At 61.5% G+C, this 21,116-nt stretch carries 17 protein-coding genes; 12 read left to right on the top strand and 5 right to left on the bottom strand.

Translation table 11 applies throughout. The annotated features are described in order from the left end of the window. Window positions 1-300: 300 nt before the first annotated feature. From mnmG to H7688_RS05765, 6 genes are all read left to right on the top strand, one after another. The gene (mnmG, locus tag H7688_RS05740) at window positions 301-2,187 is read left to right on the top strand and encodes a tRNA uridine-5-carboxymethylaminomethyl(34) synthesis enzyme MnmG (protein WP_183360106.1); all 1,887 of its coding nucleotides are present in this window, start codon (window positions 301-303) and stop codon (window positions 2,185-2,187) included. Further along, window positions 2,184-2,840, top strand: a complete 657-nt coding sequence (rsmG, locus tag H7688_RS05745) for a 16S rRNA (guanine(527)-N(7))-methyltransferase RsmG (RefSeq protein WP_183360107.1) — start codon at window positions 2,184-2,186, stop codon at window positions 2,838-2,840. The genes mnmG and rsmG overlap by 4 nt, the downstream gene beginning before the upstream one ends. Window positions 2,841-3,383: 543 nt before the next feature. Beyond that, window positions 3,384-4,637 (top strand): diaminopimelate decarboxylase, encoded by a 1,254-nt coding sequence (gene lysA, locus H7688_RS05750; RefSeq protein WP_183360108.1) that lies wholly within the window; start codon window positions 3,384-3,386, stop codon window positions 4,635-4,637. Between the two features lie 80 nt (window positions 4,638-4,717). Continuing rightward, window positions 4,718-5,590, top strand: coding sequence for a 4-hydroxy-tetrahydrodipicolinate synthase (gene dapA, locus H7688_RS05755; RefSeq protein WP_183360109.1), 873 nt, complete (start codon window positions 4,718-4,720; stop codon window positions 5,588-5,590). A 9-nt stretch (window positions 5,591-5,599) separates the two neighbouring features. Beyond that, window positions 5,600-6,403 (top strand): 4-hydroxy-tetrahydrodipicolinate reductase, encoded by an 804-nt coding sequence (dapB, locus tag H7688_RS05760; protein WP_183360110.1) that lies wholly within the window; start codon window positions 5,600-5,602, stop codon window positions 6,401-6,403. 98 nt (window positions 6,404-6,501) lie between these two features. Next, window positions 6,502-7,734: an LL-diaminopimelate aminotransferase gene (locus H7688_RS05765; RefSeq protein ID WP_183360111.1), complete on the top strand. Its 1,233-nt coding sequence runs from the start codon at window positions 6,502-6,504 to the stop codon at window positions 7,732-7,734. A 106-nt stretch (window positions 7,735-7,840) separates the two neighbouring features. On the opposite strand, the gene H7688_RS05770 is transcribed toward H7688_RS05765, so the two are convergent. Together H7688_RS05770 and H7688_RS05775 are read right to left on the bottom strand one after the other, a co-directional pair. Beyond that, the gene (locus tag H7688_RS05770; protein ID WP_183360112.1) at window positions 7,841-8,344 is read right to left on the bottom strand and encodes a type 1 glutamine amidotransferase domain-containing protein; all 504 of its coding nucleotides are present in this window, start codon (window positions 8,342-8,344) and stop codon (window positions 7,841-7,843) included. Window positions 8,345-8,631: 287 nt separating this feature from the next. After that, window positions 8,632-9,549 (bottom strand): helix-turn-helix domain-containing protein, encoded by a 918-nt coding sequence (locus H7688_RS05775; RefSeq protein ID WP_183360113.1) that lies wholly within the window; start codon window positions 9,547-9,549, stop codon window positions 8,632-8,634. A 179-nt stretch (window positions 9,550-9,728) separates the two neighbouring features. Between H7688_RS05775 and H7688_RS05780 the strand changes: the two genes are divergently transcribed. Beyond that, window positions 9,729-10,001: a cytochrome c7 gene (locus H7688_RS05780; protein ID WP_183360114.1), complete on the top strand. Its 273-nt coding sequence runs from the start codon at window positions 9,729-9,731 to the stop codon at window positions 9,999-10,001. A 131-nt stretch (window positions 10,002-10,132) separates the two neighbouring features. Here H7688_RS05780 and H7688_RS05785 read toward each other — a convergent pair whose 3' ends face one another. Then, the gene (locus tag H7688_RS05785) at window positions 10,133-11,227 is read right to left on the bottom strand and encodes a phosphotransacetylase family protein (RefSeq protein ID WP_183360115.1); all 1,095 of its coding nucleotides are present in this window, start codon (window positions 11,225-11,227) and stop codon (window positions 10,133-10,135) included. A 183-nt stretch (window positions 11,228-11,410) separates the two neighbouring features. Between H7688_RS05785 and trhA the strand changes: the two genes are divergently transcribed. Beyond that, window positions 11,411-12,076 (top strand): PAQR family membrane homeostasis protein TrhA, encoded by a 666-nt coding sequence (trhA, locus tag H7688_RS05790; RefSeq protein ID WP_183360116.1) that lies wholly within the window; start codon window positions 11,411-11,413, stop codon window positions 12,074-12,076. 366 nt (window positions 12,077-12,442) lie between these two features. Continuing rightward, a complete protein-coding gene (locus H7688_RS05795) occupies window positions 12,443-14,389 on the top strand; it encodes a sensor histidine kinase (protein ID WP_183360117.1) in 1,947 nt (648 codons plus the stop codon). Window positions 14,390-14,534: 145 nt separating this feature from the next. On the opposite strand, the gene H7688_RS05800 is transcribed toward H7688_RS05795, so the two are convergent. Beyond that, window positions 14,535-14,816, bottom strand: a complete 282-nt coding sequence (locus H7688_RS05800; RefSeq protein WP_183360118.1) for a cytochrome c7 — start codon at window positions 14,814-14,816, stop codon at window positions 14,535-14,537. 246 nt (window positions 14,817-15,062) lie between these two features. Here H7688_RS05800 and H7688_RS05805 point away from each other — a divergent pair, with 246 nt between their 5' ends. The 3 genes from H7688_RS05805 to H7688_RS05815 all read left to right on the top strand — a co-directional run bounded on the left by H7688_RS05805 (window position 15,063) and on the right by H7688_RS05815 (window position 20,494). Continuing rightward, the gene (locus H7688_RS05805) at window positions 15,063-17,528 is read left to right on the top strand and encodes an ATP-dependent DNA helicase (protein WP_246329719.1); all 2,466 of its coding nucleotides are present in this window, start codon (window positions 15,063-15,065) and stop codon (window positions 17,526-17,528) included. Between the two features lie 196 nt (window positions 17,529-17,724). Further along, window positions 17,725-19,614 carry a GspE/PulE family protein gene (locus H7688_RS05810; protein ID WP_183360119.1) on the top strand — a complete coding sequence of 630 codons (1,890 nt, stop codon included), beginning with the start codon at window positions 17,725-17,727 and terminating at the stop codon, window positions 19,612-19,614. Between the two features lie 37 nt (window positions 19,615-19,651). Next, on the top strand, window positions 19,652-20,494 hold the full coding sequence (locus tag H7688_RS05815) for an HDOD domain-containing protein (protein ID WP_183360120.1): 843 nt from the start codon (window positions 19,652-19,654) through the stop codon (window positions 20,492-20,494). A gap of 75 nt (window positions 20,495-20,569) precedes the next feature. Here the strand turns inward: H7688_RS05815 and H7688_RS05820 are convergent, their stop codons facing one another. Then, window positions 20,570-21,034, bottom strand: a complete 465-nt coding sequence (locus H7688_RS05820; RefSeq protein ID WP_183360121.1) for a CYTH domain-containing protein — start codon at window positions 21,032-21,034, stop codon at window positions 20,570-20,572. Between the last annotated feature and the right edge of the window lie 82 nt (window positions 21,035-21,116).

Consider the following 21,116-nt stretch of genomic DNA (forward strand, 5'->3'; position numbering starts at 1 on the left):
CACGTGAAACATTTTTGATTTCCTGCGTCTTTAAAGCAGCTTAGGTAGGCTAGGCAAGTTCCCTCTCCCTTCGGGAGGGGGGCAGTGTGCGTGCGGAGCTACAGAGTGAAAATGCCGACGCTGCCAGCACCCTCACCCCCGGGCCTCTCCCAGAGGGAGCGAGGTTACTTCAATCCCGGAAACGGCAGATAATTTGTTCCACGTGGAACAAATCCAAAAAAACCCGTAGTAGTGCCAGGTTAACAAGGCACGTGCAAATAAGCCGTTCGAGACCCGGACGGCAGCACCAATCAGACGTACATGGAGCATGGCTTGATAGTCTATGAAAAGAAATACGATGTGATCGTGGTAGGGGCGGGGCATGCCGGTTGCGAGGCGGCCTTGGCAGCTGCACGTATCGGGGTGTCGACCCTGCTGCTTACCATCAACCTCGACGCCATCGCCTTGATGTCCTGCAACCCGGCCATCGGCGGCCTGGCCAAGGGGCACCTGGTCAAGGAGATCGACGCCCTCGGCGGCGAGATGGGGCGTAACATCGATGCGACCGGTATCCAGTTCAGGGTGCTCAATACCCGTAAAGGTCCCGCGGTGCGCGCCTCGCGTGCCCAGGCTGACAAGCAGCAGTACCGCCTCCGGATGAAGACCGTCCTGGAACAGCAGGATAACCTTGATCTCAAACAGGTCGAAGTTACCGCGCTGCACCTGGATGGTGGCGCGGTTGTGGGCGTCGATACCCGTGGTGGCGTCCGCTTCCTGGGCAAAACCGTTATCCTCACCACCGGCACTTTCATGCGCGGCTTGATCCACATCGGTCTGGTGCATTACCCGGGCGGCAGGGCAGGGGACCTTCCTTCGGTCGGGCTCTCCGAGCGCCTGGTGGATTACGGTTTCGACGTAGGGAGACTGAAAACCGGCACTCCGGCACGCCTGGATGGCAGGACTATCGACTTCAACAAGCTGGAGCCGCAGTACGGTGACGAGCGCCCGGTGCCGTTTTCCTTCTCCACAGAAAAGATCGAGCAGCCGCAGGTTCCCTGTCACATTGCCTACACCAACGAAAAGAGCCACGAGATCATCCGCAGCGGTCTGGACCGCTCGCCGCTCTACGCCGGGATCATCGAAGGGATCGGCCCGCGCTACTGCCCGTCCATCGAAGACAAGGTGGTGCGCTTCCCGGACAAGGAGCGCCACCAGACCTTTATCGAGCCGGAAGGGCGCGACACGGTCGAGGTCTATCCGAGCGGCATGTCCACCTCGCTCCCCATCGATATCCAGTGGGCCTTTTACCGGTCGATCGAGGGGCTGGAGCGCGTTGAGATCATGCGTCCGGCCTACGCCATCGAGTACGACTACGTGAATCCGATCCAGCTGCACGCCTCGCTGGAGACCAAGCTGGTGCCCAACCTCTACCACGCCGGCCAGATCAACGGCACCTCGGGGTACGAGGAGGCTGCAGCGCAGGGGCTCATGGCGGGCATCAACGCTGCCCTGCGGGTGCAGGGGAAGGATCCGCTGGTGCTCGGGCGCCACGAGGCCTACATCGGCGTCATGATCGACGACCTGGTCACCCTGGGGACCAAGGAGCCGTACCGCATGTTCACCTCGCGCGCCGAGTACCGCCTGCTGTTGCGGGAAGATAATGCGGATCTGCGCCTGCGCGAGAAGGGGCACGAAGTCGGCCTGGTACCGGAGGAGACCTACAAAGGCTTCCTGGTCAAGAAGGAGTGCATCGAGAACGAACTGGTCAGGCTCTCCAAAGAGCGCCTGACCCCTTCCGCTGCCGGTGAAGAGCTGCTTGCGGAGTGGGACCTGGTGGGGATGCAGAACGCCATCAGCTACGAGCATTTGCTGCGCCGCCCGGATTTCACCTGTGAAGACCTCTCCAGGATCTACCCGGAGATCATGGAGCTCCCCGAGGCGGTGCGGGAACAGCTGGAAATCCAGATCAAGTACCAGGGCTACATCAACCGGCAGCTCGAGCAGGTCGAGCGCGCGGTCAAACTGGAGCATGCGAAAATCCCGGCGGACATGGATTACCTGTCGATTCCCGGGCTTTCGACCGAGGTGCGCGAGAAGCTGGACCGGTTCCGCCCGGATACCTTGGGCCAGGCGTCCCGCATCCCGGGTATCACCCCGGCAGGGATCACCATACTCTCCATCGCTCTGAAGGCGAGGGGGGCACGATGAACCAGCGCGCCAAAGATTTGCTGGTTTCCGGGGCCCGCGAGCTGGGGATCGAGCTTAACAAGGAGCAGCTGCAGCGCCTGGATCTCTTTGCGGAAGAGTTGAAAAAGTGGAACAAGAAGATCAACCTCACCGCCATAACTGATGACGACGGCATTGCCCAGAAGCATTTGGTCGATTCGCTGAGCCTTTTGAAGGTGGTTCGCGGTCCGGGCAAGTTGCTCGATATTGGTTCGGGCGGCGGTTTCCCCGGTATTCCGGTCCAGGTGGTGGCTCCGGATCTGGAGGTGGTGTCTGTCGATGCGGTGGTGAAAAAGATCAGCTTCCAGAAGCAGGCGGTGCGTCTGCTCAAGCTGACCAACTTCACCGCACTCCACGTGCGCGCCGAGACCCTTGCCGAGAGTTATCCGAAAACCTTTCATTGGATTGTCTCGCGCGCTTTTTCCGATCTTTCCTCATTTGTTTCAATGGCCATGCCTCTCATGAGAGATGACGGGCGCATCGTGGCCATGAAGGGGCGTAACGCCGCCGAAGAAATCGCCGAGGCGGAAACAGACCTCCAGGCCCTTGGTGTTGCCGTAGATAAAGTAGAACATTTTAATCTGCCGGGTACGGAAGAGGCGCGTGCGCTCATCGTGCTGCGAAAAGTGTTGTAAAGAAATTTAATGTGGGCTGAAACGAGCAAAATTACCCCTTACTGCGACTTTTACCTCTCATGAAGGTCGTGGGTTGTCTTGGTCGGGGAAGATAGGTTTAATTGGCAAAAACGGCAGCCTAATTTTTAGGCAAAACGCATCAGGATGTCCCCTGGGAAGGGGTGCGGATGGCCGGGTCGGTCTGACTTTCATTTCCTACCTGACCAATGAATATTTAGATTATTGGATACTTGATGTGAACCGGGAAATGTGAGTTCGTTCATCACGTAAGGGAGAGTTCCGGAATTTATCAGTCTACTTGTTTAGTAGTCTTTTCGGGCTGAGCGAGTAACCACGAGCATCCTCATTTTGGTTGACGCAGGAGGCGAGGGGAGGGCGGAATGACTCCGAAGACTACCTTCTCAAACTTCAGTTTCACGGTCGCAAACCTGAGAACTGGCGGAGCATTAATTTTGACTTTTGCCTCGGTTGTATGTTAGAAGTAAAAACTTTTTTTGTTTACGGTTGCTTTTTCACATAGATTCACAAGGGGGAAAAAGGGTCATGCATCATTTCCAGTACAAAAGTGACGAGCTGTTTGCGGAAGACGTTGCGATAAAGGACATCGTGGCGAAAGTTGGTAGTCCGGTCTACATCTACTCCCAGGCTACGCTGGAGCGTCACTTCAAGGCGATGGACAACGCGTTCGCCGCCACGCCGCACACCATCTGCTACTCGGTGAAGGCGAACTCGAACCTGGCCGTGCTGAAGACCTTCATCAACCTGGGCGGCGGCGTGGACATCGTCTCCGGTGGCGAGCTCTACCGCGCGCTGCAGGCCGGTGTCGATCCCAAGAAGGTGGTCTACTCCGGCGTGGGCAAGCGTGACGACGAGATCGCCTACGCGCTGGAGACCGGGATCCTCATGTTCAACGTGGAGTCCGAGATGGAACTGGACCGCCTGAATGAGGTTGCCGGGCGTCTGGGGAAAAAAGCCGGCATCGCCATCCGCGTTAACCCGGACGTTGACCCGGAAACCCACCCGTACATCACCACCGGCCTTAAAAAGGCCAAATTCGGTATTAATATCGAACGCGCCCTCGATCAGTACGGTCGCGCCAAGAATATGGCCAACATCGAGATCCTGGGGATCGACTGCCACATCGGCAGTCAGCTCACCAAGGTCTCGCCGTTTGTCGATGCAATCAAGAAGCTCAAGCGCCTCCTGACGGGGATGCAGGACATGGGTATCCAGGCGAAATATCTCGACCTGGGCGGTGGCTTGGGCATCCAGTACAACGATGAAGCTCCGCCGCTGCCGGCAGATTACGGCACCTCTATCCTCGCGGAGACCAAAGATCTCGGACTGCACCTGTTGTTCGAGCCGGGGAGGAACCTGGTGGGAAATGCCGGCATTCTGGTCGGTACCTGCCTCTACACTAAAAAGGGCGAGGAAAAGAATTTCGTCATCGTCGATGCCGGCATGAACGACCTGGCCCGCCCGGCCCTCTACGGCTCCTTCCACGGTGTCGCCCCGGTCAAAAAAGACCAGGACGGCAGCATCGTGGGCGATATCGTCGGTCCGATCTGCGAGTCCGGCGACTTCCTCGTGAAAGACCGCGAGTTCCCGAACTTCAAGCAGGGCGACCAGATCGCCTTCCTGTCCGCAGGCGCCTACGGCTTCACCATGAGCAGCAACTACAACAGCCGCCCCCGCGTGGCCGAGGTAATGGTGAAAGGCGACAAGTTCGAGGTGGTCCGCGAGCGCGAAAAGGTCGAGGACCTGGTGCGCGGCGAGCAGATCCCGAGCTTTCTGTAGAGGCTGAGGGGAGCCGACATCGGCAGCTGCCCAAACGTATTACCTACTGATACACAAGAGGCACCACAAGGAGGTAGCCCATGTTCCAAGGAAGCATCGTAGCCATCGTCACCCCGTTCATCAACGGCGCGGTGGACGAGGAAAAACTGCGGGAACTGGTGGAATTCCAGATCGAAAACGGGACGGACGCCATCGTGCCCTGCGGCACCACCGGCGAGTCCTCAACCCTTGATTACGAAGAGCACGACCGGGTCATCAAGATCGTGGTCGAGCAGGTTAACAAGCGCGTTCCAGTCATCGCCGGCACCGGCTCCAATTCGACCCGCGAGGCCATCGAGATCACCCAGCACGCCAAGGAGTTGGGAGCCGACGGTGCGCTCCTGGTCACCCCGTACTACAACAAGCCGTCGCAGGAAGGGCTCTACCAGCACTACATGGCGGTGGCCGACGCCGTCGCCCTGCCGCAGGTGCTCTACAACGTCCCGGGGCGCACCGGCGTGAACCTCCTGCCGGAAACCGTGGCGCGTCTCTCCAAGCACGCCAACATCGTTGCCATCAAAGAGGCCACCGGCTCGCTGCAGCAGGCCTCCGAGGTGCTCGCCCTGTGCGGCGACAACCTGACCGTGCTGTCGGGCGACGACTTCATCACGCTCCCCATGATGGCCTGTGGCGCCAAGGGGGTCATCTCGGTGACCGCCAACATCATGCCCAAGGAAGTGGCCGCACTGGTGGACGCCTTCAACGCGGGTAACCTGGCGGAGGCCAAGCGCCTGCACCTGTACCTCTTGAAGATCTCCAACGCCATGTTCATCGAGACCAACCCGGTCCCGGTGAAGACCGCGGTATCGCTCTTGGGCAAGTGCCGCGACGAGGTCCGCCTGCCGCTGGCTCCGCTGGTCGACGCCAACCGCGCCAAGCTGACCGCCATCATGAAGGAATACGGTCTCATCTAAGGAGTCGATATGATTAAGATAGCAGTTTGCGGCGCGGCCGGCCGCATGGGCGGGCGCATCATCGCCGCCATCAAGGAGACCGAGGGCGTGGAACTTTCCGGCGCCCTGGATCGCCCCGGCCACCCCATGGTGGGACAGGATGCCGGCTACAACGCCGGACTGGGAGCCATCGGCGTCCCCATCAGCGACGATCTGAACGCCGTCGTTGCCGGCTGCGACGTGCTCATCGACTTCACCACCCCGAAGGTATCGCTCAAAAACCTGGAAGTCTGCGCGCTGCACAAGAAATCCATCGTGATCGGCTCCACCGGGTTCACCCCCGAGGAGCGCGCCCTTGCAGCCGAACTCGCCCGCGAGATTCCGGCCGTGATCGCTCCCAACATGTCGGTGGGGGTCAACGTCTGCTTCAAGGTACTGGCCGACGTGGCCAAGATCCTGGGCGAGGACTTCGACGTGGAGATCGTCGAGGCGCACCACAAGATGAAGAAGGACTCCCCTTCCGGCACCGCCGTCCGCATGGGCGAGGTGGTGGCGAACGCGCTGGGACGCGACTACAACAAGGTCGCCAACTTCCACCGCGAGGGGATCTGCGGCGAGCGCACCCACGAAGAGATTGGCATGCAGACCATCCGCGGTGGCGACATCGTGGGCGAGCACACCGTGTACTTCATCGGCATGGGCGAGCGCGTCGAGCTCACCCACCGCGCCCACACCCGCGACATGTTCTCCCGCGGCAGCGTGCGCGCCGCCAAGTGGGTGGTAACCGCGAAACCCGGCGTCTGGGACATGCAGGACGTCCTGGGCCTCAAATAGTTGCCGACGGATCCTGAGACGCGTGGCGTCTGAGGGGATCCACGATTCCTCCGCAAACCTGAAATCGAATACTGTATTGATGTTAAAGGAGTGGCCACATGGCAAAAATTAACGATAACTACTTGAAATTGAAGGCCGGCTACCTGTTCCCGGAAATCGGGCGCCGGGTGCGCGGCTTCGCGGCGGCCCATCCGGAAGCCAAGGTGATCCGCCTGGGGATCGGCGACGTGACCCAGCCGCTCACCCCGACCATCCTGAAGGCGTTCCACGACGCCGTGGACGACCTGGCCCAGGCCAGCAGCTTCATGGGCTACGGCCCGGAGCAGGGCTACGATTTCCTCATCGAGGCGATCATCGAGAAGTCCTATAAGCCGCTGGGCGTTGAGCTGAAGAACACCGAGATGTTCATCTCCGACGGCTCCAAGTGCGACTGCGCCAACATCCTTGACATCTTCGCGCTGGACAATACCGTCGCCATCGGCGACCCGGTCTACCCGGTCTACAACGACACCAACGTGATGATCGGGCGCACCGGCGAGGCCGACGAGAAGGGGTACTACCAGGGACTCGTGTACCTCCCCTGCACCGAAGAGAACGGCTTCATGCCGGCATTCCCGAAGGAGCGGGTGGACATGATCTACCTCTGCTTCCCGAACAACCCGACGGGTGCTGTGGCCACCAAGGAGCAGCTCAAGGGGTGGGTGGACTACGCCCTCGCCAATGACTCGGTGATCCTCTTCGATGCGGCCTACGAGGCGTTCATCACCGATCCTTCGATTCCGCACTCCATTTACGAAATCGAAGGGGCCAAGAAGTGCGCCATCGAGTTCCGTTCCTTCTCCAAGACCGCCGGCTTCACCGGCGTGCGCTGCGGCCTGGTCGTGGTGCCCGAGGAGCTGGAAGGGACCACCTCCACCGGCGGGAAGTACAGCTTCAACAAGCTCTGGCTGCGTCGTCAGACCACCAAGTTCAACGGCGCCTCCTACCCGGTGCAGAAGGCCGCGGCTGCCGTCTACTCCGAAGCGGGGTGGAAGGAGACCAAGGAGAACATCGACTACTACATGGAGAACGCCCGCATCATCCGCGAAGGGCTCTCCGAAGCTGGTCTTACCGTGTACGGCGGCGTGAACGGCCCCTACATCTGGCTCAAGACCCCGGCCGGGCTTACCTCCTGGGACTTCTTCGACAAGCTGTTGAACGAGTGCAACGTGGTGGGCACCCCGGGAAGCGGCTTCGGCCCCTCCGGCGAAGGCTACTTCCGTCTCTCCGCCTTCGGTAACCGCGACAACGTCATCGAGGCAGTGGAGCGCATCAAGAAGAACCTGAAATAGGAACTGCGTAGGCAGTGAGGCACAAGGAAAGGGCGTCCCCAAGGGGGGCGCCCTTTTTGTTTGGTGCGGTTGTTAGGGTCAGCGGCGATCTGGAAACATCCGAATCCTAGCGTGCTATGAGCCGCATTATCTCGCGGTTGAAGGCCGGGAGGTCGTCAGGCTGCCGCGAGGTAACCAGTTGGCCATCGACCACCACCTCGCTGTCCTCGTACTGCGCTCCGGCCTCCTTGAGTTCCGGGGTGACAGACTGGTAGCAGGTGGCGCGCCTGCCGCGGATGAGCCCCGCCGATACCAGGATCTGTGGCCCGTGGCAGATGGCGGCTACCGGCTTGTTGTCGGCGAAGAAGGACCGGGCAATCTCCTGTACCGTCCGGTCGTCCCGGATGGCAGCCGGCGCCTTGCCGCCCGGGAGCAAGAGCATCCCGTATTCGCCGGGGACTACATCCTTGAACACCTTGTCCACCGGGACCTCGTAGCCATGTTTTCCCTTGATGGCCCCCGTGCTCAGGGAAGCAACTTCCACGGTAAAGCCAGCCTCCCGTAGACGGTACAGGGGAACCAGCAGTTCACTGTCTTCGAAATCGTTCGCGCTTAAGATAAGTACTTTCATGTGACCTCCATCTGGTGCAACGTGGTGCACCTGCCTTAAGGAGTAGCCAGCCGGCCCCCGTTAGACCAGCTGCCAATTCTTATCGTACCATACGACATTGCGTAGAGGTCTCTAGTCTTCTCCGAGCTCGGCCTGCACCCTGGTCAATATAGGGACCGGGTAGCTGGGTCCCGGCCGAAAATAAGGGTACCGGGGGCGCCTCGCATTTCCCTCGCAAAGCCGGGCAGTAAAAAAGCCGCCTCCTGTACCAGGGGCGGCTTTTTCGTCGCAAATCTTTGAAGTTTCAGCTACTTCAACACCTGAAATCCACCCTTGGCATCCCACCGGTAGCCTTTGCCGCTCCAGATCGCCTCGATGGTCTTCCAGTCCAGCCCGATCCCCTTCATGTCTTCGCAGAGATAGTAGGCCGGCATGATCTCGTCGTCGTCGATCCTGCCATCCCCGTTACTGTCGGCCCAGTGGTAGGCGCCGACCTGGATGCCGGTACTGCCGGCCACCGGCTCGGTACGGTTGGTTTCCCCTTCGTGGAGGACTACCTCGCCGCGCAACGTCCCGGATTTGCCGGACGGCAGGTTTGCGGGAAGCTGCACGGTGTACGAGACGGTCACCGGCCCCTGCCCGGCGGGCACCAGCCACTTCACAATGGAGCCGTCGTGGTCGACGGCGGCGTTCCCGGGCTGGGCGCTGACCAGGTGCCACCCCGACGGCAGGTGTTCCTTAAGGATGAAGCCGTTACTCTCCTCGGCGGTCCTGGTGATCTTGATCTGAACTGGAACCACCTCGCCGGGGGCGGCAAAATGCGGCGCCCAGCGCAGCGCCTTGGGAGCCCCGACCAAGAGCCGGCTGGCAACGAAGATCAGCAGCGCCAGAACGGGAATGAGGGCCAACAGCAAAAGGGTCCAACGCCGCGGTTTCGAGGTGTCGGGGCCCTCGGCGACCTCCGGGTCGGGCTCAGGTTCATCCTGGCGGAGAATCTCCTCGAGAGTCACCTCGAGAGCCCCCGCAAGCTTCTCGGCGTTGTCCCGCTTGATGCTCGGGTAGCGGTTGTTTTCCCAGCGCGAAATGGTGTCGGTGGTGACGCCGACCACGTTGGCTACGTAGAGCTGGGTCAGTTTCTTCCCCTCGCGCACCGTCCGGATGCGAGCGCCGTCGATGGCGACACTGGGAAGAGCACTTTTATCGATCTTTGGGGTGTCCTGCATCATGGAAGACCTTTCTTCCTGAAACTTCGGATGGTTATCGGGTGCCAGGCCAGGAATTCCGGGTACCCGGGTACCCGACATCGGGTCGCATTGCTATAGATGTCGATACCGGCCCGGGGTGCACCATGCTAATTTTTAACACAACTTCGGACCAAAAATCCAAACGCAAAGGAGAAGCACCCATGAAAAGAGCAATTGCAGCCGTAGCACTTACCCTGATGACCGCAACCATGGCACTGGCCGCCGACGTGATCACCCTGCCCGCCAAAAACGGCGACATCACCTTCAACCACAAGAAGCACCAGGAGAAGGTTGCCAACTGCAAAGCCTGCCACGAGAAGGCACCGGGCAAGATCGAGGGCTTCGGCAAGGACTGGGCGCACAAGACCTGCAAAGGGTGCCACGCCGACAAGGGCGCTGGCCCGACCAAGTGCTCCGAGTGCCACAAGAAGTAACGCCTGTCGCCTCCCGGCGTGTACAGGAAAAAGGCGGTCCCCTTTGGGGCCGCCTTTTGTCGTTGTCGAGAAGCTGAGAGGCTCTCCAGGAGGAGAAGTACCACAGGCCCATACCGAGACCAGGGGGAGGGTCAGAAAAGGGCTACAAGCCGGTCAAAATCGAGCCGCTCCTCCGCAAGTCTGCGCACCAGGTCGAGCTTTTCGGTGTCCTCGGGGGTGATCTTGGAGATATCCTCGGTGATGATCCGGTACAACTCGGCCGTCGAGTGCCGCTGGGTGCGCAGGTAGGGTATGTTGCTGCGGTCGAGGATCAGCTGGGTGATGGTGCTCACCGGTGCTATTCCCGGAATCACCAGCCCGCAGAGTTGGGAGCGGTACTCGGGCATCTGGTACAGGTTTGCCAGGGTGACCAGGAGCTCGTCCCGGCTGCTGGTCACCACGAGCAGGCTCGAGTCGCGCAGCATCTCGGTCACCCGCTGCGTCGAGGCGGCACCGATCTGCACGTGCTGGATGATCCGGCTTACCTCGCGGCGGTTGCCGTGCAGCGGCAGGTCGAGGAGGCGAGAGACCCGGCGCAGGGTAGGGTTGGCGAGTACCGGCTGGTAGTCGAATCCGCCGAAGACGCTGAAGGGCTGGTCGGCTAGGGCACGGGTCAGGTAGTCGAGGGTCGAGGCGCGCTTCTCGGCAAAGAGCTTGTTGGTCAACACGGCACGCACCTGGGCCCCTTCCAGCTGGAACAGCGCGATGTTCATGAAGATGGTGTCGATCACGTTCCCGACACCGCCGCCTGTCACCATGAGCACCGGCGCATCGAGCAGGCGGGCGATCCGCGCGTTGGAGAGCTTGAGCACCGAGCCGACCCCCGGGTGGCCGGATCCCTCGATGATGATGAAGTCGCACTTCTTCTCCAGCTCGGCGTAACTGGTAAGTATGCGCTCCTCGAGTTCCGCGCAGGATATCTCTCCATCGATCACCTTGCGGGTGGTGTCGGGATAGACCACCACCGGCGACATGTGGCGCAGGTCCTTGGTGAGGTCGAAGACCTGCGCGATGAGGGCGGCATCCTTGTCCATCGCGTGCCCGCGCAGGGTGGTCGGCTTGGGGCCGAGCGGCTTCATGAAGCCGACGCGGCCATACTTTTTCTGCGCCAGGTGCAAAAGGGAGACGCTCACCGTGGTCTTGCCGATGTTCTGTCCTGATGCCGCGACGAAGATTTTCTTGGCCATGGGCGGTGGTCCTCGGACACCCGTTACGCCAGGCGCACCGGGGATTGGGGTGTGTATACAAAATCCTGCTCATAATCGTACGGCGGCAGGCAGAAGTCAAGCGGGTTCGCGGGAGGGGAGAGCACCGTATCGGAAAAGGGGCTCCTCTTGTTTCAGTGCCCCCTTCTGCGGTACCATTACCTCATGAAACCGGAAAATATCCATGAACGCCTGGTCTACTATACCGAGGCGGAAGAACTGCTGAATCGCTGCACACACGGGCTGGGGGTGATCCTGAGCATCTTCGGGGTGAGCGCCCTGATCTCGCTTGCCGTGCAGGCCAACGACAGCTACCGCCTGGTGAGCAGCTGCATCTACGGTGGAGCATTGCTCACCTTCTACAGCATGTCCACCGCCTACCACAGCGTGCGCAAACCCTACCTGCGCTACATCTTCCGGATCCTGGACCATGCGAGCATCTATCTCATGATAGCAGGGAGTTATACCCCTTTCACCCTGGTCACCCTGCGCGGCCCCTGGGGGTGGTCCCTCTTCGGGGTGGTCTGGGGGCTCGGCACCGTGGGAGCCATCATGAAGATCTTCACCACCCACCGCATGCGCATCGTCGGGCCGCTGCTCTACATCGCCCTGGGGTGGAGCGTCCTCGTCGCCTTGAAACCACTTTCGGCCGCCATCGCGGCGAACGGGCTTATCCTGCTCTTCGCGGGTGGCGCCGCCTACACCGTTGGAGTCCTCTTCTACCTCTGGGAGCGGCTCCCCTACAACCACGCCATCTGGCACGTCTTCGTGCTGATCGGCAGTGCCTGCCATTTCGGAGCCATCTTCTACTACGTGACGCCGCGCAGTTGAGCTTGGTAATTCCGGCCACCTCACCGTAATCCCTCCCTCACGGAAAGAGTTCCTACAACCTCTGAGCACCGGGTGACAGTAAGACTACGACCTAGGCAAAGAAAAAAATTAAAATAAAAATTTTGCTAATCAAAAACTTCAAATTGTGCTATAGCTGTCTCTGCTGGGTTATCCTCGCCACAGTTTTTCCCTGATAGGGGGCCGTGGTGCGAGTTTGACAGTCCTCACCTTGATCATCCCACGTCCTTTACTGCGATTGCTTCTGGACCCAGTTCATAACGCGTAATTTTAAGAGAGATTGCAGGGGTGCCTACACCCGGGAGAATCAGCTTCGTCAGCGGCTCCGGGGACGAGAGGGAGAGCGCCATGGTTTGGGAAGCACGAGAGAAGAGTCCAAAGCTGGTTTTGCTGTTGACCCCGCTGCTGCCGGCGGGGGCGGCGCTGAGCCGCGTCATGTGCCACGGAGCCCTCGGTGCGATCAGTCCTTTTCTCACCTTCTATCCTGCGGTAGTGCTGGCGGCGCTCTTGGCAGGATTTCCCGGCGGCCTGATGGCGACCGCCCTCTCGGCGTGCCTTGCCTCCTACCAGTGGAGCGTTCCCCTGGGAGCCTCCTTCTCCGTGACCAGTGTGGACCGCCTGGAAACCGTGGTCTTTCTCGTCAGCGGCATCTTTCTCTCGGTACTGGTCGAGGTCATGCTGAGGGCGCGCGTGCGCGCGGAAAAGGCCGAGGTGCGTGCGCGGTGCGCGGCCGAGCGCGAGCAGGCGGCCCTGACCATCCAGCGCGAGCGCAACTTCCTGCGCCAGGTCATCGATGCCGCGCCGGGGAACATCTTCGTCCTGGACGCCTCGGGGCAGCTTTGTCTGGTGAACGAGGCCATGGCACGCTTCTACGGCACCTCGGTGAAGGAGATGGAAGGAAAATCGATCCACGAGTACCTCCAGGGGCCCAAGGAGGTGACGGACCGGTTGCAGGAAGAGAACCGCGCGGTGATAGCCGGCAGGATCCTCGGTTCGGAATTGAGCATTCCTGACGCCGGCGGCAGGGTGCACCACTTTGAGTCGGTGAAATCGCCGGTGTACGAGGACGACGGCAGCTGCGACAAACTCCTCGTGGTATCCAACGATGTGACCGAACGGCGCCAGGCCGAGCAGGCGCTGAAGCAGAACCAGGAGCTCCTCAATTCCATCATCTCCGGCACTCCGGATGCGATCTACGTAAAGGACACCGCCGGAAAGTACTTGCTGCTCAACGACGCCGCAGAGCGGATCATCGGCAAGAAGGCCGGACAGTTCCTGGGGCGCAGCGATCGCGAGCTGTTCCCGCGCCAGGAGGTGCCGGCGATCCTCAGGGAGAATCGGATCGGTCACGACCCGGCCGAGGTGGAACTCTTCGAGGACACCATGACCGACGCCCAAGGGAAACGGCGCACCTTCCTCACCACCCGGGGGCCCCTGTACGACCTGCAGGGGAACCTCACCGGAAGCTTCGGCATCGCCCGCGACATAACGGAGCAAAAACTGGCGGAAGAGGAATTCCACAAGTTAAACGAGGAACTGGACAATCGGGTGGCCGAGCGCACGGAGCAGCTCGAGCTGGCCGTGAAGGAGCAGGAGGCGTTCAGCTACTCGGTGTCCCACGACCTGAGAAGTCCGCTGCGTCATATCAACAGCTATGCGGCGATCCTCAGGGAAGAGCAGAGCGCCCAGATAAGCGACGAGGGGCGCGAGCTTCTGGACCGCATCTGCAAGGCGAGCAGCAAGATGGGAAACCTCATCGACGATCTTCTGGAACTCGCCCGTACCAGCCGTGCTCCGCTCAACGAGGAGCCGATCGACCTCTCGCGCATAGCCACCATCTCGAGCCTCATGCTGCGTCAGACCGACAAGGGGCGCCGGGTAGAGTTTCTCATCGCCGAAGGGATCCAGGTCCTGGGCGACAAGACGCTGATGCGCATCGTCATGGACAACCTGCTCAGTAACGCCTGGAAATACACGGTGCAGGAGAAGATCGCCCTCATCGAGGTGGGGATGGAGCTCATGGACGGCCAGGAGGTTTTTTACGTCAGCGACAACGGCACCGGATTCGACATGCAGTACAAGGACAAGCTGTTCGGGCCGTTCCAGCGCCTGCACGGCGCCGAATTCGAAGGAAACGGGATCGGCCTGGCTACGGTGAAGCGGGCCATCGAGCGCCACGGCGGGACCATCTGGGCGGAAGGGGAGGTGGGAAACGGCGCCACCTTCTACTTCACGCTGGGGAAGGAAGCGCTCTCCTACCCGCCGCAGCTCAGGCAGAACAGCGCGTTCAGTTAGGCTCCCCGGGCGTTCCGGGGGGTAATCATTCGCCCCTACAGGTCAAAAACGCCCAGACCGCTGTTCGGGTGAATCCCGCGGGTGTACAAAAAAAGGCGAAAGCTGAGAGCTTTCGCCTTTTTGCGTGTGCCGAAGGAGGGAGAGTCTACTTCACGTGGCACTCGCTGCACTTGGTGGGACCCTTGTTCTTGTCGGCGTGGCAACCCTTGCAGGTCTTGTGGGCCCAGTCCTTGCCCAACGCGGGAATCTTGCCCCCCTTCTCGTTTTCGTGGCAGGTGGTACAGGCCATCAAATCCTGGTGCTTTTTGTGCGGAAAGGTGACGTTGCCGTTTTTTGCAGGGAGCGTGACGACAGTGTTGTCGGCACCGAGGGCCAGACCGGATGAGAAGATGGACAGGGCGCAGGCCGCGAGAAGCCACTTTTTCATGATCGTTCTCCTTTATGAAATTGTATTAGAAAAGACCCAGACAATAGTACCGTGTTATTGCGGAAATGCAACGCCGTAAGAGGGAAATTCGACGCTCTTTCGTTGATTTGCCCCCCCGTGCGCAGGTGTTTCCCCCGTTGACGAGCGGCGCAATCCGCTTGACAAGTTGGCCGGATATAGCGGAAAGTAGCCCTGAACTCACCCCTCCGGAAACTGCACAACTGCACCTGCGAGACACGCTGCCACGTGAAACCTTCCCTGGAACTTTTCGACTCACCGCTCATCACCCTCTCCTTGGGCGAGTTCGCCATGCCGGTCCCCCGACGCGGCCACCTGGAGAACCTGGCCGGCTCCGGAGCCGCCTCCGAAGGGCTGGAGATCCACCAGCGTGTGCAGCGCCGGCGGGCCAAGGCCGACCCCGGCTACCGCTGCGAGGTCGCGGTGAGCCGGGAATTCACCGCTCAGCAGTACCGGTTCCTGGTCAAGGGGCGCCTGGACGGCATCTTCCCGGGCAATCCCCCGCACATCGAAGAGATCAAGACAACCTTCAACATCCACGAACTCGCACGTCGTCTCAACGCCGACCCCGAACACCCCTACTGCCTGCAGCTTAAAAGTTACGGCTATTTCCACTGGCTGGAACACGGCGTCATTCCCGAACTCTCCTTCCACCTGGTTTCCACCCGAAACGGCAAGAGCCAGGAGGTACGGGTCGAGCTGGACCTGGCAGCCTACGAACACTGGCTGGAGCGGCGCCTGGAGTCCCTGGTGCTGGAGGCGGTGCAGGCTGAGCGCTGCCTGGCCCGGCGCCGGAAACTAGCTGCTACCCTGGTGTTCCCGTTTGCCGCGGCGCGTCCCGGCCAGCGTGAGCTGATCGACTGCGTGGAGCAGGGGTTGGCCCAGAAAATGCCGCAACTGCTCCAGGCACCTACCGGGCTCGGCAAGACGGTCGGGGTGCTCTACCTGGTACTCAAGGAAGCGCTGGGGCGCGGACAGCAGGCCATCTACGTGACCCCGAAAAACAGCCAACACGGGGTTGCCGAGGATGCCGTGGAGCGCTTCCGGGGCGCCGGCGCTGCGCTTAAGTCCCTCACCATCACCGCCAAACACAAGATCTGTTTCAAGGACGAGCCGCTTTGTCACCCGGAACTCTGCGAGTTTGCCCGGGATTACTACGAAAAGCTGGAACGTGCGGGGCTCGTCGCCATCCTGGCCCGGAAGAAAAAACTCAAGTCCCGCCACTTCAGGGCGCTCGGCGAGGAGCACCAGGTCTGCCCCTTCGAATTGCAGCTCGCGGCACTCCCGGAGGCGGACCTGGTTATCTGCGACTACAACTACGTCTTCGCCCCGCGTTCCGCCTTGGGCCGGGTCACCGCGTTGAACGTCGGGCAGCGCGGCAAGCCGAGCCTGATCATCGACGAGGCGCACAACCTGCCGTCCCGGGCGATGGATTACTATTCCCCGCAGCTCTCGGCACAGCTCCTGGAGTCCTGGCGTGAAGGACTCGGTGCGCTGCCGCGCCCCTTCGGGAACAGGGGCGTGGAGCTTCTGGAAGGGTGCCTGGAGACCATCGCGCAATGCCGGGCAGGGGAGGGGAGCCGCGCGCGGGCGATCCAGCCGCCGGTGCGCGCCTTTGCCGACCAGGAGGCGCGCATCGCACAGGTGCTGTCGCGCTACCTGGAGTCCACCCTGGAGATCGGCCAGGGGGATCCGCTCCTGGCCCTGGCCCGCTCCTGGTCCGAGTTCACCGGGACCCTCGAACTGGTGCGGGACGCAGCCAACCAGGAATTCTCTACCACCTTTCATCCGGGCGCAGGGGGCATCCTCAAGATCACCTGCTGTGACGCGGGAGAGCTGTTGGCCGGCTGCTATGCCGGGTTCGAGCAGGTCATCGGGTTCTCCGCGACCCTGAAACCGTTCGACTACTACGCCCGCCTCTCCGGTCTCGACCCCGGAAAGGTGCTGACCGAGGAGTTCCAGAGCCCCTTTCCCCCGGAGCGGCGCAAGCTCTTGATCATCCCGCAGGTCTCCACCCGCTACAGCGAGCGCGAGCGCAACTACGGGAAGATCACCGATGCCCTCGAGCGGATGGTTGCCCTTAAACGGGGGAACTACTTCGCCTTTTTCCCGAGCTTCAGCTTCCTGGAGCGGGTTGCCCAACTGTTCCGGGCCCCGCAGGGGTTCCAGGTGCGCTCCCAGGAACGCAAGATGAGCGCTGCTCGCGTGGAGGCGCTTCTCGAGGAGCTGCGCGACCCCGGGGCCGCCACCGTGGTCTTCGCGGTTCAGGGGGGCTCCTTTTCGGAAGGGATCGACTACCAGGGGGACATGGCGATCGGCGCCTTCGTAGTCGGCCCTCCCTTACCCAACTACGACCTGGAGCGCGAGTTGATGCGGGAGTACTACCAGCGCCGCTTCGGCTTGGGCTTTGAGTATGCCTACGCCATTCCCGCCATGGCCAAGGCGGTGCAGGCCGCGGGACGGGTGATCCGCTCGGAGACGGACCGCGGCATTATCGTCCTGATGGACGGCCGCTTCCTGGAGCCCGGGTTCAGCTCGGCGATGCCGGTTGACTGGTATGAGGACCAGGCCAGCGAACTCGTTTCCGCAGGCATCCTCAAAGACATTGCCGACTTCTGGGACGGCTGCGCAGAAACAGGTGTCGTACCCGCAGGTCCCGAGCTGTCAGCCGTCTCTGAGGGCACCCCGCCCTAGTGCCGTTTCCCCCGGACCCCGCCGGCCTTACCACGTCACCCATCGAGGCAACCCGCCACGCCTCTCCGCCGCTCCAACATCCTGTCATGAATTAAAAATAATCCAATGATTGCTACAGCTTTTGCGAGTTTTGGCCGATAGCCCGAAGAGGATATTTCAAGGTATTAATTTATCGATCGGCAATTCCGAGACCGTCATGACCAAACTACCAAAGGACCCCGGACCCGTTCAGGGTGGCGGGGCCATCGCCCAGCTGCTGGTCCAGGAAGGGGTGATCGGCGAAGATCAACTGGGCTATGCGCTGCGGGTACGCTCGAAGCTGGTCTCCAACAAGACCCTGCTGGACGTGCTGCAGGAGCTGGGCTACGTGACGCCGGAGCAGGTGGCGGCCACCCTGCGCAGGAACAGCATCTCCATCAGGATCGGCGATTTCCTCATCGAGCTCGGGCATATTCGGGAGAGTGACCTGACCGCCGCGCTCAACCTCCAGAAGGAGGGGGTCGAGCGCAAGATGCTGGGGGACATCTTCGTCGAAAACGGCTTTATCGACGAGCGCAAGTTCATCGAGGTGCTCTCCTTCCAGCTCGGGTTTCCCGTCGAGGAGCTGGAGTTCCGCAAGCTGGACCGCAAGCTGCTCGCCAAGGCCCCGTTTTCCACCTACCGCGAGCTGCAGTTCCTGCCGATTGCCGTCGAAGAGGGCGCGGTCACCGTGGTGTTCGCCAACCCACTGGAGCAGGGCTCACGCAGTGCAGCAGAGGGGCTCTTCGGCCGCAACCTCAAGCCTGCCATCTCCAGCCGGAAGTCGCTTTTGGCGGCCATCGCCAACGCCGAGCGCAGTGCCGGGAACGAGGAGGTGGGGGCCGACGAGAGCACCGTGGTCGGGATGATCAACAAGCTCTTCGACGATGCCATCACCGAGGAGGTGAGCGACATCCACATCGAGCCGCTCAAGGACCGGCTCCGGATCCGTTTCCGCCACGACGGCATCATGATCCCGCATATCGAGCTGCCGCTCGAGATCGCTCCGCAGCTCACCTCGCGCATCAAGGTGATGGCGCAGGCCGACATCGCCGAGAGGCGCCGCCACCAGGACGGCCGCATCCTCTACGACAGCCGCCAGCACGGCTTCACGCTTGATCTCAGGGTCTCCTTCTTCATCACCATCTTCGGCGAGAAGATCGTCTTGCGGCTCTTGAGCAAGAAAAAGGCGATCCTGGAGATCGGCCAGATCGGCATGGCGCCCAACATGCTGGACCGCTTCATCGGCGAGGCGCTGGACACCCCGAGCGGGGTCATGATCATCACCGGGCCGACCGGCAGCGGCAAGACCTCGACGCTCTACGGCTGCCTGGGCTACCTGAACAACGTGAACACCAGCATCATCACGGCCGAGGAGCCGGTCGAGTACGTCATCGAAGGGGTCTCCCAGTGCTCGATCAACTCGAAGATCGGGGTGACCTTCGAGGAGACGCTGCGCCACATCGTGCGCCAGGACCCCGACATCATCGTCCTGGGGGAGATCCGCGACTCCTTTTCGGCGGAGACCGCCATCCAGGCGGCGCTCACCGGCCACAAGGTGCTCACCACCTTCCACACCGAGGACTCCATCGGGGGGCTCTTGCGCCTGATGAACATGCAGATCGAGGCGTTCTTGATCTCCTCCACGGTGGTCTCGGTGGTCGCCCAGCGTCTGTTGCGCCTGGTCTGCAACGACTGCGCGGAGCCCTACCTGCCGACCCCCATCGAGTACACCAAGCTGGGCTACACGGCAAAGGACCTGGGGAACGCGCGTTTCAGGATGGGCAGGGGGTGTAAGAAGTGCCGTTTTACCGGCTACCGGGGCAGGGTGGCGATTTTCGAGGTGCTGATCATGAACGAGGAGGTAAAGGAGGCCATCATGCAGCGCCGCTCCTCTTCCGAGATCCGGCGCCTGAGTATCGAGACCTCCGGGATGGTGTCGCTGTTCGAGGACGGGCTGGTGAAAGCGGCCAACGGCCTGGTTTCCATCCAGGAGGTGCTGCGCGATCTGCCGCGTATCGGCCGCCCCCGCCCGCTGGCTGAGTTGAAGAGGATTCTCGGGAGTTAGGCCGGTCGAGAGCCGGTTTTGAAGGATACCCACCCCAATGGCTGAAGAACGCTCCATAGTCGAACACATCAAGGACCAGCTCTCCAGCGGGATCACCAGTGTACCGGTGTTCCACGCGGTAGCTCTCAAGCTTCAGCAGGTGCTGGGGCGCCCCAATTTCCGCCTCGAAGAGGTGAACCGGCTGATCAGTGCCGATCCCGGGTTGGTGAGCCAGGTGCTGCGGGTCGCGAACTCCTCCTACTACGCGGGCCTCAGCAAGGTCGGCACCATGCACGAGGCGATCGTCCGGCTGGGCTCCCGGGAGGTGGCCAGCATCGCCATGCTGGCCACCCAGCAGGACCAGTACCGCTCCGACGACCCGCGCTTCAACGCCATGATGCAGATCCTCTGGAAGCACGCCTTTTGCTGTGCGGTGGGGAGCAAGTGGCTGGCGCAGCGTACCGGGTACGACATGCTGGTCCAGGAGGCCTTTCTCGCCGGCCTTTTGCACGACATCGGCAACCTGTTCCTGTTGAAGCTGATGGAGCAGATCGGCAAGGCGCAGCAGCTGCCGGGGGGGCTGAACCAGTCCATCATCAGCGAGGTGCTGGCCAGTATGCACGTCGAGCAGGGGTACCAGCTTTTGATGGCCTGGCACCTGCCGGAAGCGTACTGCACCGTGGTGGCAGGACACGAGGCGGAGCAGTGGGACCAGGGAAACCCCCTGCTGGCGATGGTCCGCCTGGCGGATCAAAGCTGCAAAAAACTGGGTATCGGCATGCACCGGGACCCGTCGCTGCACCTTTTCGGCAGTGCCGAGGCGCAGGTGCTGGGATTAAAGGAGATCGCCCTGGCCGAGCTGGAGATCGTGCTGGAGGACGCGCTGAAAAACCCGGTGTAGCGGGGAAGCTCAGGTTGCCGCGGGAGACGCGGGCATATTGGGCTCCACGCGACCTCAGGATGGAAAAAACCGTTACTACCAGTTCCGGTAGGGGGAGCTGACCAGGCTGGCGTTCGAGTAGCGCCCATCGTCGCTCACCTCGGGGCCGGCCCAGGAAGGGAGTTCCACCTGCTGGTCCTCGGAGTCGAGCTCGACCTCGGCCAGGACCAGCCCCTCGTTCTCACCGGAGAAGACATCGATCTCCCAGGTGAGCCCCGCGTGGGGCACCTCGTAGCGCACCTTCTCGATCAGGGGACGCAGGCAGAGCTTGAAGAGCTTCTCGGCGTCGGCGAGCGGGATCGGGTACTCGAATTCCGGCGCCGAAATCCCCTGCCGCTCACCTTTGATGGTGAGCACCCCCTGGGTCCCTTTCACGCGGACCCGGACCACGCGACCCCGCTCGGTGCTCAGGTACCCCTGCCGGTACGCGGTCCCCTGGTCTGCGGCGGCCCGCCAGGAATCGTCCTTTACCAGGAACTTCCGCTCGATCTCTTGTGCCATCTGGCACCTCCTATCCTGCACTGGTGATCAGCTAACTGTCTGTGATAAGATGTAAATGTAACAGGTGGCGTCAAATAGGACC

This window comes from Geomonas limicola, from assembly GCF_014193675.1.
In the GTDB taxonomy this organism is placed as follows: Bacteria; Desulfobacterota; Desulfuromonadia; order Geobacterales; family Geobacteraceae; genus Geomonas; species Geomonas limicola.

Bases quoted from the DNA above. Each gene is read 5' to 3' on its own strand.
- mnmG (WP_183360106.1), top strand. From the start codon at position 301: ATGGAGCATGGCTTGATAGTCTATGAAAAGAAATACGATGTGATCGTG.
- rsmG (WP_183360107.1), top strand. From the start codon at position 2,184: ATGAACCAGCGCGCCAAAGATTTGCTGGTTTCCGGGGCCCGCGAGCTG.
- lysA (WP_183360108.1), top strand. From the start codon at position 3,384: ATGCATCATTTCCAGTACAAAAGTGACGAGCTGTTTGCGGAAGACGTT.
- dapA (WP_183360109.1), top strand. From the start codon at position 4,718: ATGTTCCAAGGAAGCATCGTAGCCATCGTCACCCCGTTCATCAACGGC.
- dapB (WP_183360110.1), top strand. From the start codon at position 5,600: ATGATTAAGATAGCAGTTTGCGGCGCGGCCGGCCGCATGGGCGGGCGC.
- H7688_RS05765 (WP_183360111.1), top strand. From the start codon at position 6,502: ATGGCAAAAATTAACGATAACTACTTGAAATTGAAGGCCGGCTACCTG.
- H7688_RS05770 (WP_183360112.1), bottom strand. From the start codon at position 8,344: ATGAAAGTACTTATCTTAAGCGCGAACGATTTCGAAGACAGTGAACTG.
- H7688_RS05775 (WP_183360113.1), bottom strand. From the start codon at position 9,549: ATGATGCAGGACACCCCAAAGATCGATAAAAGTGCTCTTCCCAGTGTC.
- H7688_RS05780 (WP_183360114.1), top strand. From the start codon at position 9,729: ATGAAAAGAGCAATTGCAGCCGTAGCACTTACCCTGATGACCGCAACC.
- H7688_RS05785 (WP_183360115.1), bottom strand. From the start codon at position 11,227: ATGGCCAAGAAAATCTTCGTCGCGGCATCAGGACAGAACATCGGCAAG.
- trhA (WP_183360116.1), top strand. From the start codon at position 11,411: ATGAAACCGGAAAATATCCATGAACGCCTGGTCTACTATACCGAGGCG.
- H7688_RS05795 (WP_183360117.1), top strand. From the start codon at position 12,443: ATGGTTTGGGAAGCACGAGAGAAGAGTCCAAAGCTGGTTTTGCTGTTG.
- H7688_RS05800 (WP_183360118.1), bottom strand. From the start codon at position 14,816: ATGAAAAAGTGGCTTCTCGCGGCCTGCGCCCTGTCCATCTTCTCATCC.
- H7688_RS05810 (WP_183360119.1), top strand. From the start codon at position 17,725: ATGACCAAACTACCAAAGGACCCCGGACCCGTTCAGGGTGGCGGGGCC.
- H7688_RS05815 (WP_183360120.1), top strand. From the start codon at position 19,652: ATGGCTGAAGAACGCTCCATAGTCGAACACATCAAGGACCAGCTCTCC.
- H7688_RS05820 (WP_183360121.1), bottom strand. From the start codon at position 21,034: ATGGCACAAGAGATCGAGCGGAAGTTCCTGGTAAAGGACGATTCCTGG.